The sequence below is a fragment of the Aquitalea sp. FG25 genome (assembly GCF_057809375.1).
On record NZ_JBMDJV010000025.1, the window covers coordinates 21,052 to 39,968 of the forward strand.

General features: G+C 55.7%; 20 protein-coding genes. 5 read left to right on the forward strand and 15 right to left on the reverse strand.

The genetic code is table 11. The features are described 5' to 3' along the window. Positions 1-17 precede the first annotated feature (17 nt). The 4 genes from carA to ACODR9_RS19335 form a co-directional block, all read right to left on the reverse strand. Entirely contained in the window at positions 18-1,148 is a 1,131-nt protein-coding gene (gene carA, locus ACODR9_RS19320; RefSeq protein WP_488811413.1) for a glutamine-hydrolyzing carbamoyl-phosphate synthase small subunit, read from the reverse strand. Positions 1,149-1,392: 244 nt separating this feature from the next. Then, positions 1,393-3,174 carry an acyl-CoA dehydrogenase gene (locus tag ACODR9_RS19325; RefSeq protein ID WP_488811415.1) on the reverse strand — a complete coding sequence of 594 codons (1,782 nt, stop codon included), beginning with the start codon at positions 3,172-3,174 and terminating at the stop codon, positions 1,393-1,395. Positions 3,175-3,390: 216 nt separating this feature from the next. Next, complete coding sequence (locus ACODR9_RS19330; protein ID WP_488811417.1) at positions 3,391-4,323, reverse strand: electron transfer flavoprotein subunit alpha/FixB family protein; 933 nt, start codon at positions 4,321-4,323, stop codon at positions 3,391-3,393. Between the two features lie 3 nt (positions 4,324-4,326). Beyond that, positions 4,327-5,076, reverse strand: a complete 750-nt coding sequence (locus tag ACODR9_RS19335; RefSeq protein WP_488811419.1) for an electron transfer flavoprotein subunit beta/FixA family protein — start codon at positions 5,074-5,076, stop codon at positions 4,327-4,329. Positions 5,077-5,317: 241 nt separating this feature from the next. On the opposite strand from ACODR9_RS19335, the gene ACODR9_RS19340 reads away from it, so the two are divergent. Together ACODR9_RS19340 and ACODR9_RS19345 are read left to right on the forward strand one after the other, a co-directional pair. Further along, positions 5,318-5,737 carry a MaoC family dehydratase gene (locus ACODR9_RS19340; protein WP_488811421.1) on the forward strand — a complete coding sequence of 140 codons (420 nt, stop codon included), beginning with the start codon at positions 5,318-5,320 and terminating at the stop codon, positions 5,735-5,737. 2 nt (positions 5,738-5,739) lie between these two features. Continuing rightward, positions 5,740-6,204: a GNAT family N-acetyltransferase gene (locus ACODR9_RS19345; RefSeq protein WP_488811423.1), complete on the forward strand. Its 465-nt coding sequence runs from the start codon at positions 5,740-5,742 to the stop codon at positions 6,202-6,204. Between the two features lie 69 nt (positions 6,205-6,273). Here the strand turns inward: ACODR9_RS19345 and queG are convergent, their stop codons facing one another. Continuing rightward, positions 6,274-7,323, reverse strand: a complete 1,050-nt coding sequence (gene queG, locus ACODR9_RS19350) for a tRNA epoxyqueuosine(34) reductase QueG (protein ID WP_488811425.1) — start codon at positions 7,321-7,323, stop codon at positions 6,274-6,276. A 45-nt stretch (positions 7,324-7,368) separates the two neighbouring features. Between queG and tsaE the strand changes: the two genes are divergently transcribed. Continuing rightward, positions 7,369-7,854, forward strand: coding sequence for a tRNA (adenosine(37)-N6)-threonylcarbamoyltransferase complex ATPase subunit type 1 TsaE (tsaE, locus tag ACODR9_RS19355; RefSeq protein WP_488811515.1), 486 nt, complete (start codon positions 7,369-7,371; stop codon positions 7,852-7,854). Then, positions 7,815-9,056 (forward strand): N-acetylmuramoyl-L-alanine amidase, encoded by a 1,242-nt coding sequence (locus tag ACODR9_RS19360; RefSeq protein ID WP_488811427.1) that lies wholly within the window; start codon positions 7,815-7,817, stop codon positions 9,054-9,056. Before tsaE ends, ACODR9_RS19360 begins: the two co-directional genes overlap by 40 nt. A 51-nt stretch (positions 9,057-9,107) precedes the next feature. On the opposite strand, the gene yacG is transcribed toward ACODR9_RS19360, so the two are convergent. The 8 genes from yacG to ACODR9_RS19400 all read right to left on the reverse strand — a co-directional run bounded on the left by yacG (position 9,108) and on the right by ACODR9_RS19400 (position 16,236). Then, entirely contained in the window at positions 9,108-9,305 is a 198-nt protein-coding gene (gene yacG, locus ACODR9_RS19365; RefSeq protein ID WP_488811429.1) for a DNA gyrase inhibitor YacG, read from the reverse strand. 4 nt (positions 9,306-9,309) lie between these two features. Then, positions 9,310-10,068 carry a cell division protein ZapD gene (gene zapD, locus ACODR9_RS19370; protein WP_488811431.1) on the reverse strand — a complete coding sequence of 253 codons (759 nt, stop codon included), beginning with the start codon at positions 10,066-10,068 and terminating at the stop codon, positions 9,310-9,312. A 39-nt stretch (positions 10,069-10,107) separates the two neighbouring features. Next, positions 10,108-10,719: a dephospho-CoA kinase gene (gene coaE, locus ACODR9_RS19375; RefSeq protein WP_488811433.1), complete on the reverse strand. Its 612-nt coding sequence runs from the start codon at positions 10,717-10,719 to the stop codon at positions 10,108-10,110. Next, positions 10,709-11,578 (reverse strand): prepilin peptidase, encoded by an 870-nt coding sequence (locus ACODR9_RS19380; protein ID WP_488811435.1) that lies wholly within the window; start codon positions 11,576-11,578, stop codon positions 10,709-10,711. Before ACODR9_RS19380 ends, coaE begins: the two co-directional genes overlap by 11 nt. Positions 11,579-11,580: 2 nt before the next feature. Next, entirely contained in the window at positions 11,581-12,801 is a 1,221-nt protein-coding gene (locus tag ACODR9_RS19385) for a type II secretion system F family protein (RefSeq protein ID WP_488811437.1), read from the reverse strand. Positions 12,802-12,821: 20 nt separating this feature from the next. After that, a complete protein-coding gene (pilB, locus tag ACODR9_RS19390) occupies positions 12,822-14,534 on the reverse strand; it encodes a type IV-A pilus assembly ATPase PilB (protein ID WP_488811439.1) in 1,713 nt (570 codons plus the stop codon). A 182-nt stretch (positions 14,535-14,716) separates the two neighbouring features. Beyond that, a complete protein-coding gene (locus ACODR9_RS19395; RefSeq protein WP_488811441.1) occupies positions 14,717-15,826 on the reverse strand; it encodes a porin in 1,110 nt (369 codons plus the stop codon). 2 nt (positions 15,827-15,828) lie between these two features. After that, positions 15,829-16,236: a hypothetical protein gene (locus ACODR9_RS19400; protein ID WP_488811521.1), complete on the reverse strand. Its 408-nt coding sequence runs from the start codon at positions 16,234-16,236 to the stop codon at positions 15,829-15,831. On the opposite strand from ACODR9_RS19400, the gene ACODR9_RS19405 reads away from it, so the two are divergent. After that, positions 16,168-17,559, forward strand: coding sequence for a cryptochrome/photolyase family protein (locus ACODR9_RS19405; RefSeq protein ID WP_488811443.1), 1,392 nt, complete (start codon positions 16,168-16,170; stop codon positions 17,557-17,559). The two genes, ACODR9_RS19400 and ACODR9_RS19405, sit on opposite strands and share 69 nt — an antisense overlap. Before the next feature lie 59 nt (positions 17,560-17,618). Here ACODR9_RS19405 and ACODR9_RS19410 read toward each other — a convergent pair whose 3' ends face one another. Then, entirely contained in the window at positions 17,619-17,981 is a 363-nt protein-coding gene (locus tag ACODR9_RS19410) for a ComEA family DNA-binding protein (protein ID WP_488811445.1), read from the reverse strand. Between the two features lie 47 nt (positions 17,982-18,028). Next, positions 18,029-18,850 (reverse strand): cytochrome C assembly family protein, encoded by an 822-nt coding sequence (locus ACODR9_RS19415; protein ID WP_488811447.1) that lies wholly within the window; start codon positions 18,848-18,850, stop codon positions 18,029-18,031. Positions 18,851-18,917: the final 67 nt, after the last annotated feature.

The window sequence follows — 18,917 nt, forward strand, 5'->3', positions numbered from 1 at the left end:
TCTCCGTTCTGGTCCGTTTACTTCGCCTGGCTCATCGCCGTGATGAAGCGGTCAAACAGATAAGCCACGTCTTCCGGGCCGGGGCTCGCTTCCGGGTGACCCTGGAAGGAGAAGGCCGGACGGTCGGTCAGCGCAATGCCTTGTACGGTCTGGTCGAACAGGCTGCGATGCGTCACACGCACATTGGCCGGCAGCGTGGATTCATCCACCTGGAAGCCGTGGTTCTGGCTGGTGATCATCACGCGGCCACTGTCCAGATCCTGCACCGGGTGGTTGGCACCGTGGTGGCCGAACTTCATCTTGCTGGTTTTGGCACCGGTGGCCAGGCCCAGCAACTGGTGACCCAGGCAAATACCGAATACCGGCAGGCGGGTTTCCAGGATTTCGCGGATGGCAGTAATGGCGTAGTCACACGGCTCCGGATCGCCAGGGCCATTGGACAGGAACACACCATCCGGATTCAGCGCCAGCACGTCCTTGGCCGGAGTCTGGGCCGGAACCACGGTCAGCTTGCAGCCGCGTTCGGCCAGCATGCGCAGGATGTTGTGCTTCACGCCGAAATCGTAAGCCACCACGTGGAACGGGGTGTCGGCCTGTTCGCTGCAGCCGCTGCCCAGTTTCCATTCGCCCAGTTTCCACTGGTAGGATTCGGTGCAGCTCACCACCTTGGCCAGATCCTGACCGGCCATGGAACCAAAACCGCGTGCCAGTTCCAGCGCACGGGCTTCGTCCAGATCGGCACCAGCCATGATGCAACCGGCTTGAGCGCCTTTTTCGCGCAGAATGCGCGTCAGGCGACGGGTGTCGATATCGGCGATGGCCACGACATTATTTTTGGCCAGGTAGTCGGACAGCGAATCTTCCGCGCGGAAGTTGCTGTGCAGCAGCGGCAGATCACGGATGATCAGACCGGATGCAAAAACGGCGCGTGATTCGGTATCTTCCGAATTCGCGCCGACATTACCGATATGGGGATAAGTCAGGGTGACGATTTGTTTGGTGTAGGAGGGATCGGTGAGGATTTCCTGATACCCGGTCATGGCGGTATTGAATACCACTTCGCCGACCGTATGGCCGGTGGCTCCGATGGCACTGCCCTTGAAGAGGGTACCGTCAGCCAAGACGAGGATCGCTGGTACGGTTGACACTGACTAGCTCCTGTTGCGTTTCGCTTGTATGTTTTTGCGGATTTTTATGTGAATAACGGGACACGACGTTTTGCGCCTGTCCCGTTTGGTTAAACCTTACCATCATACCGCTTTCGGCCAGTTGAAACAAGTCACAAGCACCTGTTTTTGCATCACTTCCTGAATTCGCCTGCCGGTTTCCCCATCGTTTCACATAAAGAAACAGCCACCCGCAGGTGGCTGTTGGCAGCAGAAAAACGTGCGCTTAGAACAGGTTTTCGTCCAGCTCCAGCACGCTATCAGCGCCAGCCACAATGGCAGCAGCCAAGCCGGAAACCTGCGGCAACAGGTGCTCGGCAAAGAAGCGCGCGGTGATGATTTTGGCCTTGAGGAAGTCCTCGTCCACACCATCTTCACCCAGCTTTTCACGCGCGATCAGCGCGGCGCGGCCCAGTTGCCAGCCACCCAGCACAATGCCCATCAACTTGAGGAAAGGCACCGAACCGGCGGCAGCCAGCTGCGGCTGCGTACCAAAGCTCTCCAGAATGAAGGCAACGCAGCGCTCCGCCTCGGCAGCGGCCTGCAGCAGATTGCGCGCCATGCTGGCGTAACCGGCAGCTTCCAGTTTGCTGGCGGTGGCGCGTGCCTCTTCCAGCAGCGCACGGGCGGTGGCACCGCCTTCGCTGAAAGTCTTGCGGCCAATCAGGTCCAGCGCCTGGATGCCGGTGGTGCCTTCGTAAATGGCGGTAATGCGGGCATCCCGGTAGTACTGCGCAACGCCGGTTTCTTCGATAAAGCCCATGCCGCCATGCACTTGCACGGCCAGGCTGGTCAGCTCATTAGCCTGCTCGGTATTCCAGCCCTTGACGATGGGAATGAGGAAATTCACCAGCGCCTGATTGCGCGCGGCTTCGCTGGCCACCGGATGGCGCGAGGCACGATCCAGCGCAGCGGCGGTGTAGAAGGCCAAGGCACGTTGCGCTTCGATCTGGCTGCGCATGGTCATTAGCATGCGGCGGATGTCGGGGTGCTTGATAATGGCGACACCAGCCGGGTCGGGCGAGCCGACGGCACGGCTTTGCACACGGTCGCGGGCATACTCTACTGCTTTCTGGTAGGCGCGCTCGGATACGGACATGCCTTCCACGCCCACCCCCAGACGGGCGTGATTCATCATGGTGAACATATAGCCCAGACCCTTGTTGGCCTCGCCCACCAGATAGCCGACTGCACCACCGTTATCGCCAAAGCTCATCACTGCGGTCGGGCTGCCGTGAATACCCAGCTTGTGTTCCAGCGAGACGCAACGCACATCGTTGCGCGCCCCCAGACTGCCATCGGCATTCACCAGGAATTTGGGCACAATAAACAGGGAAATGCCCTTCACCCCGGCCGGTGCGTCCGGCAGTCGGGCCAGCACCAGATGGACGATGTTGTCGGCCATATCGTGCTCACCCCAGGTGATGAAAATCTTCTGCCCGGTCACCAGATAGCTGCCATCCGCTTGCGGCACGGCGCGCGAGCGCACCTGGGCCAGGTCGGAACCGGCCTGCGGCTCGGTCAGGTTCATGGTGCCGGTCCATTCACCGCTGGACATGCGCGGCAGATAAATCGCCTTGAGTTCTTCTGAGGCATGGTGATGAATGGCTTCCACCGCACCCAGCGTCAGCAGCGGTGCCAAGGAAAAGGCCAGATTGGAGGAGCACCACATTTCTTCTGCAGCAATGGCCACCAGGGCCGGCATGCCCTGCCCGCCGAAATCAGCCGGGGCACGCAGGCCTACCCAGCCAGATTCGACATATTGCTGCCAGGCATCCTTGAAACCAGGGGCGGCAGTCACTTCGCCATCTTTCAGCGTGGCACCCTTGTCACCCTGCTTGTTGATTGGGGCCAGCACGCCTTCGGCAAACTTGGCGGCCTCTTCCAGAATGGCATCCACCAGTTCGACCGAACAGTCTTCATAACCCGGCAGGCTGCATACCGAGGTCAGCTCGGCCAATTCATTCAATACAAAACGGATTTCTTTGACTGGCGCGTTATAGATCATGAATCTCTCCTCATTCTTGCTGCACAACAATCGTCGTAGATATGAAAAAACCGGCACGCCGTCTACCTGATGCATGAGCGCACCTTCCCGCCACTGGGTGACGGGAAAGCTGGCTCCTCCACGAAGCAGACCGGTCGTTGCCGGTTGTTTTTTTGTTTTGATCCGGCGGCTATCTTGCCTGCTCGGATGAGGAGGGCCTCCCCTCCTCGCACTGCATTACTTGGACAGCTCGGCCAGCAGTTCCGGCACCACGGTGAACAAATCACCCACGATGCCGTAATCGGCTACCTGGAAGATCGGCGCTTCTTCGTCCTTGTTGATGGCCACAATCACCTTGGAGTCCTTCATGCCGGCCAGATGCTGGATGGCACCGGAAATACCCACCGCGAAGTACAGTTGCGGTGCCACTACCTTGCCAGTTTGGCCAACCTGGTAGTCATTCGGGGCGTAGCCAGCATCCACTGCGGCGCGGGAAGCACCAACGGCAGCACCCAGCTTGTCAGCCAGCGGTTCGATGACGGACTTGAACTGCTCTTCCGAACCCAGCGCACGACCACCGGAGACGATGATCTTGGCAGCACCCAGTTCCGGACGATCCGACTTGGTCAGCTCCTGACCAACAAAGCTGGACAGCTGTGCATCAGCCACAGCAGCCACGGCTTCAACAGCCGCGCTGCCACCCTGACCTGCCGCGTCAAACGCGGTGGTACGCACGGTGATCACCTTGATGGCATCGGCCGATTGCACGGTGGCCAGTACGTTACCGGCGTAAACCGGGCGCACAAAAGTGTCAGCCGACTCGATGGCGGTGATTTCAGAAATCTGCGCCACATCCAGCAAGGCAGCCACGCGCGGCAGCAGGTTCTTGCCGAAGGAGCTGGCCGGAGCCAGTACATGGCTGTAGCCCTTGGCTACTTCCACCACCAGCGCGGACAGAGATTCGGCCAGGCCATGTGCGTACTGGGCGGCATCAGCCAGCAGTACCTTGGCTACACCAGCCACGTTCTTGGCGGCATCCGCAGCGGCAGCAGCGTTATGACCGGCTACCAGCACGTGCACTTCGCCCAGTTTGGCAGCGGCGGTTACGGTATTCAGGGTGCCTGCTTTCAGGCTCTGGTTGTCGTGTTCAGCGATAACGAGAATGGCCATGGCTTACAGCACCTTTGCGTCGGTTTTCAGTTTGGCTACCAGCTCGGCAGCGTTGGCTACCTTGATGCCGGCAGAGCGCTTGGCCGGTTCGGCCACTTTCAGCGTTTTCAGGCGCGGCGTGACGTCCACACCCAGGTCGGCCGGGCTGGTCTTGTCCAGCGGCTTCTTCTTGGCGGCCATGATGTTGGGCAGCTTGATGAAGCGCGGTTCGTTCAGGCGCAGGTCGGCGGTGACAACGGCCGGCAGACGCAGCTTGACGGTTTCCAGGCCACCGTCGATTTCGCGGATCACGTCCACGGTTTCGGCAGCGACATCCACCTTGGAGGCAAAAGTACCTTGCGCCCAGCCCAGCAGGGCAGCAGCCATCTGGCCGGTCTGGTTGGCATCGTCATCAATGGCTTGCTTGCCGACGATCAGCAGCTGCGGCTGTTCCTTGTCGGCAACGGCCTTGAGCAGCTTGGCCACGGCCAAGGGCTGCAGTTCGGTTTCGGTTTCCACCAGAATGGCGCGATCGGCACCCATGGCCAGGGCGGTGCGCAGGGTTTCCTCGCACTGCTTCACGCCCATGGACACGACCACGATTTCGCTGGCCTTGCCGGCTTCCTTCAAACGCACGGCTTCTTCTACCGCGATTTCGTCAAAGGGGTTCATCGACATCTTGACGTTGGCAACATCGACATCGGACCCGTCAGCCTTCACGCGGACCTTCACGTTGTAATCGACAACGCGTTTAACAGCGACTAGAACTTTCATATTCCTCCAGCGAATAGCTCTCTGGGTTAATCGAACTCGGAAAGGGACTTGCTACCGTGGTGTTTCCCGATTATGCCCCAACGCCATTTCAAACGAGCGTTTGGTTGAATTTTTATGTGTGGCACGTAGCAAAAAAACAACTGATTGCAGATACTACGTCATTTCCGCTTAATTTGCATTTCGTCTGCTGCATGGCACAATGCAGTGCAGCAATTTCAACGTCATAGCCGGAGAAACATGCATGACAGTCTACTTTGAAGATATCAAGGTCGGCGATTCCGCCGAATACGCCAAAACCATTACCGAAGCCGATATCCTGATGTTTGCAGCCGTCTCTGGCGATGACAATCCGGTACATATCAACCAGGAATACGCCGAAACCACGCCGTTTCAAACCCGCATTGCCCACGGCATGCTGACCGCCAGCCTGATCTCCACCGTGGTTGGCACCAAGCTGCCCGGCAACGGCACCATCTACCTGTCGCAATCCACCCGCTTCAAGGCACCGGTACGCATCGGCCAGACCGTCACCGCCCGCGCCACCGTGGTGGAAGTCTTCCCGGAGAAAAAACGCGTCAAGCTTGCCACCCAGTGCCTGGTGCAAGGCAAGGTGATTCTGGATGGTGAATCTCTGGTGATCGCACCGTCGCGCGGCGAATAAGCATGGCTGTTACGCTACACATCCTGCCGCTGACCGATGAGGCCGGCAAGGTTACCGAGCCCGAGCTGCTGGCTCGCTGCAGCAGCCTGCATCGCCAGCTACGCCCCATGTTGCCGGAACACGGCCACAGCTATGCAGCAAAAATGCAACGTGTCTGCTCTTTTGGTGCCCGCATGGTGGCCGCACTGGATGCAGATGGCACACCACTGGGACTGGCGCTGTACCGGGTATACGAAAACACCTATGAAGACCTGCGTCTGTACATCGACGATCTGGTCAGCGATGAAGCACACCGCTCGCAAGGCATAGGCAGCCAGTTGCTGGACTGGTCCGCCAACGAAGCCCGCAGGCTGGGCTGCGGCTTTCAGGTACTGGATTCCGGCACTTGGCGTACCGAAGCCCACCGCCTGTACTTCCGCAAGGGCTTTAGCATCACGTCCTTTCATTTCACCAAGCCACTGAACTGAAGGCGCATGGCGCTAAGCTGCGTTTTGCCGCTGCAGTAAACATGAAAGGGAGCCAACGGCTCCTTTTTTCTAGCCAGACACCTGACGCTGGCGCTGCTGCTGCAAAGCCCAGCGCACAGGTTCAGCCACCAGCTCATTCTCATCATCTGCACGCAAGGTCAAGGCCGCCACAATAGCCGGGTCATAAGGCGCATTACCCAGCCCGACCGCCAGATTGGATAACCACTTGGCGTAGCCAATGCGGTAGATAGGGCTACCCGCCAGCTTTTCCTTGAACATGGCCTCGCTCCAGCCAAACAGTTCCAGCAGGCTGACCTGATCCAAACCATGCCGGACAGCGAAGTCCGGCTCCCGTGTATGTACGGCAAAACGATTCCACGGACAGGTCAGCTGACAGTCGTCACAGCCATAAACACGGTTGCCAATCATGGATCGAAATTCCACTGGTATGGCCGTTTTCAACTCGATGGTGAGATAAGAAATACAACGCCGGGCATCCACCTTATACGGTGCCGTAATAGCCTGCGTCGGGCAGATATCGATACAGCGGGTACAGCGACCGCAATGCCCTGCTTCGGCCACATCTGGCGGCAACGGTAAATCGGTAAACAGTTCACCCAGAAAATACAGCGACCCCTGTTGCCGGTTCAGCAGCAGCGTATGCTTGCCACGCCAGCCCTGCCCGGCTTGTGCTGCAAGCGCCACTTCGGCCACTGGGGCACTATCGGTAAACACCCGATATCCGAAATTACCCACAGTCCGGCTGATTTGATCCGCCAGCTTCTGCAGCCGGGCGCGTATTACCTTGTGATAATCCCGCCCCAGGGCATAGCGCGACAGGTATGCCAGGTTGCCGTTGGCCAGCACGTCTTCACTGGCCAGGGCTTCAGCCGGCCAGTAAGGCAGGCGCACACTGATGATGGAGAGCGTTCCGGGAACCAGTTCGCCTGGTTTTACCCGCAAACTGCCATGCCTTTGCATGTAGTCCATCTCGCCATGACAGCCCTCTTCCAGCCAGGCCTGCAAGTGGGCCTCGGCCTCTGGCGGCAGCGCTGCCTGGCTGATACGCGCGTCGGCAAAACCCAAATCTTGCGCCCAGGCTTTGATTTGCCCGGCCAATTCGGGATAATCCAGTTTTGGATAGGATTTTTCAGTCATATGGTCATGGATAATACCAGCGTTCGCAGCGGCAACCTGCCGGATGAATCGGCAACCCTTGCTCTTGGTGCCTGCATGGCAGCAGCACTGCAAGCTGGCGTGGTAATTTTTCTGCTTGGCGACCTGGGAGCAGGGAAAACCACATTTACCCGTGGCTTGCTGGCTGGTCTGTCCTATCATGGCAAGGTAAAAAGCCCAACCTATACCTTGGTAGAAAGCTATCCGCTTGAAGCCTTCACTGTGCACCATTTTGACCTGTATCGTTTTGCCGACCCGGAAGAGTGGGATGATGCCGGTTTCCGTGACTATTTCGGGGCAGATACCGTTTGCCTGGTGGAATGGCCGGACAAGGCTGGCGCATTGCTTCCGCAAGCCGATCTGACACTGGAACTTGACGTCAGCGGTACTGGTCGCACGTATCGTTTAATTGCAAGAACAGAAACCGGACAGTCATGCCTGACTCGACTTTCGACCCCATCCGCCGCCGCCTGATTGGTGCGGCAGCCGCCACCTTCCTGCTCAGCGTCAGCAAGCTTGGCTTTGCCGGCAATAGCCAGGTGGTTGCCATTCGTATCTGGCCCGCGTCCAGCTATACCCGCATCACGCTGGAGGCCAGCGATGCCATCAAGTTCAAACAGTTCACCATCAGCAATCCGGACCGGCTGGTGATTGATCTGGAGGGCGTGCAGCTCAATAGCGTACTCAAGGACATCAGTAGCCAGATTGCCGACGCCGACCCCTACATCAAGACCGCCCGCGCCGGCCAGTTCAGTCCGGACACCGTCCGCTTGGTGTTGGAACTCAAAACCGATGTCAAACCACAGGCTTTTACGCTCAACCCCGTGGCCGAGTACAAACACCGCCTGGTCATCGACCTCTACCCCTCCAGCGGTGCGCAGGACGACCCGCTAATGGCCTTGTTGGATGACTACAACAAAGGCCGGCTCACCGAACCGCCTCCGCAGGTGAAACCGAAGAAAAACGACAGCAATCGCCCCATTGTGGTGATGCTGGACCCAGGACACGGCGGCGAAGACCCGGGGGCCATCGGCATGAATGGTACCCGCGAGAAAGATATCGTGCTGCGCATCGGCAAACAGCTAAAGCGCATGATTGATGCCGAGCGCAATATGAAGGCCTTCATGACCCGGGATGAGGATATCTTCATCCCACTGGGGGTACGCGTGGCCAAGGCCCGCAAACTGAATGCCGATCTGTTCATTTCCATTCATGCTGATGCGGCACCAAACCGCAGCGCACGTGGCTCATCGGTATTCGCGCTGTCCGAAAAAGGCGCTTCCAGCGTTTTTGCCAAGACAATGGCGCAATCGGAAAACAGCTCGGACCTGATCGGTGGTGTCAAGATTGCCAGCAAAGACAAGTTTCTGGCGCACACCCTGCTGGACCTGACTCAGACCGCCACCATTAACGATAGCCTGAAGCTGGGCAAGATCATGCTGGGTAAGGTGGGCGGGCTGAACAAGCTGCACAGCGCCCAAGTTGAGCAGGCTGGTTTTGCCGTACTCAAGGCACCGGATATTCCGTCCATCCTGGTGGAAACTGCCTTCATCAGTAACCCGGAAGAGGAGCAACGCCTGCTGGACAGCGATTTCCAACAGCAGATGGCCGGCTCCATTCTCAGTGGCGTAAAGTCCTATTTCACTCAGGGCGCAGCCCTGGCTGCCCGTGCCTGACCGCGATCGACATGAAAAAAGCCCGCATGCGCGGGCTTTTTTCTGTCTGGCTCAACGATAACGTGCCGGATCGACCTCACTATCCGGGCTGTCTTCAACAGCAGGTACACGATAGGTCTCGTTGGCCCACTCGCCCAGATCAATCATCTTGCAGCGTTCACTACAAAATGGACGATACAGGCTGGCGGGCTCCCAGCGCACGGCGGTGCCGCAGGTGGGACAGGAAACAGTACGGACAGCTTGAGACATAAGGCTAGAATTTGCAGTTAGTCAGGGTAAACTCAACATCCGACTCAGTCTGGCGCGGTCGGCTCTCACCGGTAACGGCACTGACAAAGCGGACATTGATGGCGTATTTGTTGGCAGAAAGCTCTGGCAGCACATTCAATGCCGGGTCATAGGCAATGCGGATCATCTGTACCACCTTACCACCGGACATTTGCTGGAATGCGCCATTGCGGGCGACATAATGATGTGTCTTGCCACTATCGCGCAGCAGGTGCAACAAGATACGGGCCGCTTCTGCAGTCGGCATCAGCGGAGCAGACCAGCGCCGTATATCGCGCCGACGTTCTTCAGCCGGTTTTTGTTGCCACAGGTAGTAGGAAGGCAGATCGAACTGGCAAGTCCCACCGGGAATCCCTGCTCGCTGTTTGATCGCCATCAGCCATTCATTTTCTCGCAGATGCTGGCCAAATTTTCCGGTGATGCCATGCAGCTTTCCGGCTGCCAGCTCAATCTCATCCAGCACCTTGTCCAGGCTGTCTTCCGCCACATTCGGATTTTCGCGTAACGCTTCGAGCACCTGTTTCTGACGTTCAAGCTCCTGCAGCAAGTCGGCTTTCAGGTCAGCACGGGATGCAGTCTCCAGCAATTCGAACAACACCAGCAACGCCGCATGGTGGTCCATTGCATGGTCTTTGCCCAGAAAATAGGCCAGCCGATCATACAGCTGCTCCAGACGCAGCAACGTACGGGTTCGTTCGGTGACAGGAAACTCGAAACTGATCACAAGACGTCTGCCCTTCTTGGTGGCTTGGAAAATGCCTTGTCACTGGCCGTGGGCAAGGTTTGCAAGATAATACTGGTGTTTGGCCTCAACTTGAAGCTGCAATGCAGCAAGCGATCCGCCATTATCAATGACATCATCGGCCAGCGCCAACCTTTGTGCGCGCGTCATCTGCGCCGCCATGATGGCGCGTACGCCATCTGCGGTCAAACCACTACGCGCCTGCACACGTTCTAGCTGCAAATCCTCCGGGCAGTCGACCAGCAGACTACGCCGTACAAGCGCCAGATAATCCGGGCTCTCAAACAGCAAGGGCACCACCAGCACGGCATACGGTCCCGTCGCCAGTTCAAGCTGTTTCACGCTTTCGGCACGAATCAGCGGATGCAGTACCGCCTCAAGCTTGCGGCGGCAGGATGCATCAGCAAACACCAGCGCGCGCATACGCGCTCGGTCCAATGCACCGCTCGCTGCCACCACATCCCGACCAAAAGTTGCCGCAATGGCTGGCATGGCAGCACCACCAGGTGCCGTCATTTGATGCGCGATCAGGTCGGTATCAATCACCGGCACGCCCAATGCAGCAAAATGGCTGGCTGCCGCACTTTTTCCAGAGCCTATGCCGCCGGTCAGGCCAATGATGTCAATGGACATAACTACCCAGATACCAACCGACAATATCCTTGCCCCACAACAGGGCGATCCAGCCGGCCGCAGCAAGGTAGGGGCCGAAAGGCAGGGGCTGACCACGGCCAAGCCGTGCCAGCAAAATCATCACCACGCCGACAATGGCACCAACCAGGGAGGACAGCAGAATGATCAACGGCAGCATGCTCCAGCCAAGCCAAGCACCAAATGCGGCAAGAAGCTTGAAGTCACCATAGCCCATGCCTTCTTTTCCAGTGAGCAGTTTAAACAGCCAGTACACCAGCCACAGACTGAGATAACCGGCCACCGCCCCTAGCACGGCATCATCCAGCGCAACCGTTCCAGTCCATAAGTTGAACAGCAGGCCGCCCCATAGCAAAGGCAGTGTCAGGTCATCCGGCAGCAGCTGGGTATCTGCATCAATGAAAGCCAGCGCAATCAGGGCCGCCGTCATGGCCAGATAACCTGCCAATTGTACACTCCAGCCAAAATGCCAGGCCAGCAGGGCAAACAGCAGACCCGTAAGCAGTTCCACCAAGGGGTAGCGCATACTGATTGGCACGTGACAATGCTGACAGCGACCACGCAACAGGGCATAGCTCAGTAGGGGAATATTCTGCCAGGGCTTCACTTCTGTTTTGCACGCTGGGCAATGCGATGCGGGCACCACCAGATTGTATCGTCCCTGAGCGGTAAGCTCCCGGCCAAGATACGCATCGCACTCCCGCTGCCAGCCACGCTCCATCATGATGGGCAAACGATGAATCACCACATTCAGAAAGCTGCCGACCAGCAGACCAAACAACAGCACCACCACCATCAACCAGCCGGCATTGTTCGCCAGCACACTTGCCATGTCTGTCATGCTTACCCTACCACCTGACCCATCTTAAAGATGGGCATGTACATGGCAATAACCAAACCACCAATGAGCACGCCGAGAATAACCATGATAGCCGGCTCCAGCAGGCTGGACAGCGATGCGACGGCATTGTCGACTTCCTCTTCGTAGAAGTCGGCAATCTTGTCCAGCATCTGATCAAGCGAGCCAGACTCTTCGCCAATCGAGGTCATCTGCAGCACCATATTGGGGAACAGACCGGTACGCTGCATGGAGTAACTCAAACTGGAACCCGCGCTGACATCGTTCTGGATCAGCTTGGTTGCTTCGCTGTATACCTGATTACCGGAAGCACCTCCCACCGAATCCAGCGCCTCCACCAGCGGTACACCCGCAGCAAACAGGGTAGACAAGGTACGCGACCAACGCGCAATGGTTGCCTTGCGGATAATATCGCCGATCACCGGCAGCTTGAGCAGGATGCGATCAAACTGCTCCTGCAACTTGGGTGTGCGCTTGAATGCATAGAAAAACGCAAATAGTGCACCGAATATGCTGCCGAATATCAACCACCACCAGTGTACAAAGAAGTCAGACAACCAGATGACGACCAGTGTCGGCGCGGGCAAATCCGCACCAAAGCTGGAGAAAAGGTCCTTGAATGCCGGAATCACGTAAATCATGATCACTGCGGTAATAATGAATGCGGTTGCAACAATCGCAGTCGGGTAGATCATGGCCGATTTGATCTTGCCCTTGATGGCCATGACCTTTTCTTTGTAGGTGGCCAGCTTATCAAGCAGGGAGTCGAGCACACCACCGGTTTCGCCAGCAGCAATCAGGTTGCAGAACAGCTTGTCGAAGTACAGCGGACGCTTGCGAAAAGCCTCCGCCAAAGACAGACCGGTTTCCACATCGGCACGCACCTCCAGCAGCATCTTGGTGACCGCAGGATTGCTATGGCCTTTCGCCGCGATATCAAATGCCTGCAACAGGGGAACACCGGCACGCATCATGGTAGACAGCTGGCGCGTGAACAGAGTGATATCTTTTTCCGTAATCTTGCGACCAAATCCACTCCGCCGCCGCTTCACCTTGACCACATTGATACCCTGCCGGCGCAGCTGCGTTTTTGCCACGGCCTCAGTTTCCGCGCGTAATTCCCCACGGATGATCTTGCCGGACCGGTCCTTACCTTCCCATTCCCAGATAAACCCCGGGTTTGCCTTTTTCGCCACGGTTGCCATGGTGCCTATCTTTCTTATACCTAATCGTTGGTCACTGCCTCGATTTCAGCCAAGGACGTCAGTCCTTTCTTGACCTTCAGCAAACCGGCATGTCGCAGATCGATCATCCCTTCTTTCAGGGCAAGATCATTGATATCGATCGCGGTGCCATTTTGCATGATCAGACGCGTCATGGCATCACTGATCGGCATGACTTCATAAATACCGGTACGTCCTTTATAGCCTGAACCACGGCACTCATCACAGCCAACCGGGCCGTATGGCTTCCAGCTGCCATCCAGCTCTTCAGCCCGGAAGCCAGCCCTAAGCAAGGCTGGCGTGGGGATATCGACCGGTGCCTTGCAGTGACTGCACAAGCGGCGCGCCAGACGCTGGGCCATGATCAACAGTACCGAGCTGGCGACATTAAAGGGGGCCACTCCCATATTCAGCAAACGCGTAAGCGTTGCAGGTGCATTATTGGTGTGGAGGGTGGAAAAAACCATATGCCCTGTCTGTGCCGCTTTGATGGAAATATCAGCCGTTTCGAAGTCGCGAATTTCACCCACCATGATGACATCAGGATCCTGACGCAAGAAGGCTTTCAAGGCAGACGAGAAGGTGAGACCCGCCTTCTCATTGACGTTAACCTGATTAATACCGGGCAAATTGATTTCGACTGGATCTTCTGCCGTAGAGATGTTGATATCCGGCTTATTCAGAATATTCAGACAGGTATACAAAGAGACCGTTTTACCGCTACCGGTCGGCCCAGTCACCAGCACCATGCCGTATGGTCGACCGATGGCATCCAGCAACATCTGCTTCTGCTCAGGCTCGAAACCAAGCTGTTCGATATCCAGCGATGCGGCTGAGGAATCCAGAATACGCATCACAATCTTCTCACCATACAAGGTCGGCAAGGTACTGACACGGAAATCGATGGAATGCGACTTGGACAACACTAGTTTTAGGCGACCATCTTGTGGCACTCGCTTTTCAGAAATATCCAACCGGGAAATAACCTTGATCCGGGAGGCAATCTTTTCCTTCAACAGCAACGGGGGCTGGGCAATTTCCTTGAGCTGACCATCCACCCGGTAACGGATGCGGTAAAACTTCTCATAAGGTTCGAAGTGGACATCAGAGGCTCCACCGTTGATGGCATCTAACAACACCTTGTGGATAAACTTGACGACAGGGGCGTCATCCACATCCGGCTGGTTGGTTTCACTATGCGGTATCTGCGCATCTGGATCGACAAACTCCAGATCACCAAAATCTTCATTTTCGAGCGCCTTGATGGCTGCAGTAGCATCTTCCGTATATTTGCCGATGACTTTAGACAGCTTGTCATCTTCAACAACCACCACCTCAACAGTCAGCCCGGTCTTGAAGGTAATTGCATGGAAGGCCGAGGTCTGCGTCGGATCAGAAGTACCGATAAACAGCTTGTTGCCACGCTTGAACAAGGGAACCAGGCGACGGCTACCGATCAGTTCATCATCCACCAGGCCCTTGGGTAGCAGGGAAGGATCAATCGACCCCATGTCCAGCAAGGGATAGCCAAACACACGCGAAGCAAACGCCGCCACATCTCCTGCGGACATTTTCTTGCTGGCAATCAGTTGCTCGACAAAACTAATGCTGGATGCCTGAGACTGACGCTGAATAGCCTCGGCATCCTGCAGCAACAGTGCATTGTTTTGTACCAGTGCACGCCCAAGGCCGGATATCCCCGCAGAAGCTTCCATACGATCCCTTTGCAAATTGCCGCCATCTCCCTAAGCTGCGGCATGATCGCCATTATATGCGTTGCATAGGCAAAGTGGCAGCACCACCGGCAGCGCGCCAACTCAGTCAGCATAATGTTGGCACATAAAAAAAGGACTGCCGAAGCAGTCCTTTTTCCTAAGTTTAACTCTCTAAGCGAGAATTAGAACTTGTGCTGAACGCCAACAGCAATGGTGCGCTCGTTGCCATACTTTTCACCAGCATCATTGCGGAAGCTGTCTTGAACGTAGCCATAGGAAGCGTAAGCAGTGGTACGCTTGCTCAGAGCATAGTCAGTACCCAGAACGTACTGGTTCAGATGACCGGACTTCTTCACGTTATCCAGCGAAACGCCCCATACACGACCGTAGGAGAACTTCGGAGTGAACGCGCCGATGGTGTAACCCAGAGTCAGGCCAGCTTCTTTCTTCTCAACCAGGCTTGCTGTAGTACCAGCAGTAGTGCTAGTTACTGCAGTGATACCGATCGGGTTGAAAGTGCTGTCGGTGTCAGAGCTCAGCTTGCTCTTACCGAAGTAAGCAGCAACCAGGATGTTGTTGGCATTGTAGCCACCTTCCAGGCGCCAGTAGTTACCAGCCTTGAACTCACCACCAGCAGTTTGGTAGTTGTTGTTGAAGCGCTGATAGCCGAAGGTACCAAAGTAACCGGAGTTGGTGTAAGTGGAACCAATGCTGAAGGTGTTTTGCTTGTTGGTATTGCTGGTTTCGTCAACACCGTAAACCACAGCACCGCTCAGGCCGGCAACGAATTCCGGAATGTCGTAACGGATGGCGTTGTTAACACGACCGTCCAGAACATTGATGGAGCTGTAGGATTGACCGTTAACACCCTTGCCATAGATCCAAGCATCCGGAGCGCCAGCGTCGGAGTTCAGGAAGGTGCTCAGCTTACCGATACGAACCTTACCGAAAGCGCCTTGCAGACCAACGAAGGAGTCACGAGTAGCGAAGGTGTTGCCGTAGCCGTTACCAGAAGTAGAGCCAGTGGTACCGTCAATGTTCAGGCCTTGCTCAACTTGCCAGATGGCTTTCAGGCCATTGCCCAGATCTTCGTTACCCTTGAAACCGATCAGGGAACCAGTGTCGTCGATGCGGGTAACAGCTTTCGGCTTACCAGCAGCATCCTTAACACCGTTGGCGTAGCTCTTGTTGCTTTCCATATCGGCTTCGATGGTGCCGTAAATGGTTACATCAGCCATTGCGTGGGCTACCGGCAGAGCGGCCAGAGCCAGGGCGATCAGCTTCTTGTTCATCGCTAATTCCTTTCGAAGTCAGTTAATGTAGTCCTGTTAGATTGCCTCGCTAAAACTGAGGCTCCCGGACATTTTTTCACCGCCGAATGATCGGCTGGTTGCTGGCTGAAATATAAAGCGCTCGTTGCAAAAATACAAAACATCGCAACGCACCTGCCGCCAGACAATGCGACACAAACAGCAAAAAAAACACTCAAGCAATTGATTTTATTGATATATATAAAAAAAATAGCAGCAAAAATCACCAAACCAAAAATACAACAAGCACTGCAAAGTGTTGCAAAAATGCTAATAATCACCTGAACACGCCCAGCAAAACCACCAAGTCCACACTTACCACCATGCCCACACCCATCATCTTCTGGTTCCGTCGCGACCTGCGCATTGAAGACAATGCAGGTCTGTATCATGCATTGAAATCTGGCCATCCAGTCCGCTGTCTATTTGTATTTGATACTGACATTCTCGCGAGCCTTCCTAGCACGGACAGGCGTATTGACTTCATCTGGCAGTCGGTAAACACACTGCGACAAGCACTGCAAGCGGAAGGCAGTGATCTGTATGTGGCCCATGGACCGGCTCGGGAAGTGCTCCCTACCTTGGCACGTCAATGGCAAACTGCCGCCGTTTTTGCCAATCGGGATTACGAGCCACAAGCCATCCAACGGGATGCCGAGATCTCACGCGCACTGGAACAAGATTCATGCACATTGCAGCTATTCAAAGACCAGGTCATCTTTGAAAGCAACGAAGTGCTGACTGGCACATGCCGCCCGTACACGGTGTTTACGCCTTACAAGAATGCTTGGCTGAAAAAACTGGACAGTTTCTTTCTGCAAAGCTACCCCACTCAGCGCTACCTGCATCGGCTTGAACGCTGGCAAACACCGGCAAGCCATTCACTTGAGGAGCTGGGCTTCTCAGAGGGCATCAGTAGCCTGAAGGGCGGCAGCCAGGCCGCCGAGCAGCTGTTTGCCGATTTCATGTCCCGCATTGCTTACTACAAGCAATGGCGCGATTTCCCGGCAAGCAAGGGCGTGTCCTATCTTTCCACTCACCTACGGTTTGGCACCATTTCGGTCCGAAAGCTGGCACAGTTTGCCTGGCAACAAGGAGGTGAAGGCGCCGAGTGCTGGCTAGGCGAGCTGATCTGGCGCGATTTTTACCAGCAGCTGCTATGGCATTTTCCTGCAGCCGCCCATGTCAGCTTCAAGGAGGAATATCGGCAACTGGCATTTGAAAACCGTGAGGATTGGCTGCAAGCCTGGCAAGAGGGGCGAACTGGGTTTCCTATTGTCGATGCGGCCATGCGTCAACTGAACCACAGCGGCTATATGCACAACCGGCTACGCATGATTACTGCCAGCTTTTTGGTGAAAGACTTGCTGATCGATTGGCGCAAGGGTGAGGCTTTCTTTGCTGAAAAGCTGCTCGATTTCGATCTCGCGGCCAATAACGGCGGCTGGCAATGGGCAGCCTCAACCGGCTGCGATGCCCAACCCTACTTCCGCATTTTCAACCCGGTAACGCAATCAGAAAAATTTGATCCAGAAGGCAAGTTTATCCGTCGCTACATACCGGAGCTGTCACTACTCAACAATAAGGATATCCATGCACCGTGGCTGGCAAAGAATCTGCCCATGGGCTTTCAGCTCGGACGCGACTACCCACAACCATTGGTTGATCACGCCGCGCAGCGACAAAAGGCACTGGCACTGTTTGGCAAAAACTGATGCTGGTATCAATAAAAAAAGCGCCCACAGGCGCTTTTTTCACATCGTTGATGCAGACTCTACTTCTTGGCAACCGGCTTGGAAGCCTCCTTCTTGGTAGCCATCGGCTTAGCGGCAGGAACCGCAGGCTTGGCTGCCGGAGCAGTGGCAGCGGGAGTAGCTGAACTGGCACCACTGATACTGATGTCTTTCTTCAGTTTCTCCAGCGTTTTGTCACCGATACCTGAAACCTTCTTCAAATCATCAACCGACTTGAATGCGCCATTCTTGCTGCGGTAGTCAATAATGGCCTTGGCCTTGACCGGACCGATGCCATTCAGCGTCTCCAGTTGCTGCTGGGTTGCAGTATTGATATTGATGGCAGCCAGTGCCGAGGCGCAGACAAAAAACATACCAACAAGCAAGGCAAACAGTTTTTTCATGTAGCAGCTCCTTAATGTCCAGGCGTGAAGAAAACAAGACTAGTACGTCAAGTACGATGCAACAACAACTCCAGAACAACCTTGCTACCGATATAGGCAAGCAGCAAGGCACCAAAACCCGCCAGGGTCCAGCGTATTGCCACCTTGCCGCGCCAGCCCTTGAAATGGCGCCCCAACAGCAAGGATGCAAACAGCAGCCATGAAATCACCGAAAAAACAGTCTTGTGACTGATGGCTACAGCCTTGCCAAATACCTCCTCAGAAAATACGACACCAGTAAACAACGATATCGTCAGCAGCATGAAGCCAAAACCAATCACTTGGAACATCATCTTTTCCAGTGACAGCAAGGGCGGTAGTTGACGCACCAGCGCTAGCCAGCGCTTGCTATGCAAGGCCTTCTCCAGAAATAACATGAGGACGGCAAGCAATGCAGCAATGGCAAACAGACTGTAAGCCACAATCGAGACTAAAACATGCAGGGCAAAAGCAGGGTTGCCCAGATCATGCATGATGTGCTCACCCGGAAAAGCCAGGGCAAAGGCCAATGTCAGCATGGCCAACGGCATCATGAACAGCTGCAGCCCTTCCACGCGATAGAAGAAGCTGCATGTCCAGTAAATCACCAGCATCATCCAGACCACGACAGACAAGGCGCGTCCGACGCCCAGGGAGATCATCGTCCCTTCGCTTAGCGGCGACATGACTGCATAGGCATGTAGCAGAAGCAGCACTCCCAGCATGGTGTGCTCGAAACGCGGATTGCGCGGCAAACTGGCAACACCTTTCCAGTTGCCGATGAAATGCCATGAAAGGCCGCCATAGGCAAGGATCAGCAGGATTGTCAGAACAAAGAGAAAGGCAGTCATGGTGTTAGCGCCATCATTTGCGGGCGTCAACCCGGCAGCTCGTGGTAAAATAGGTAGTTTGAAAGTC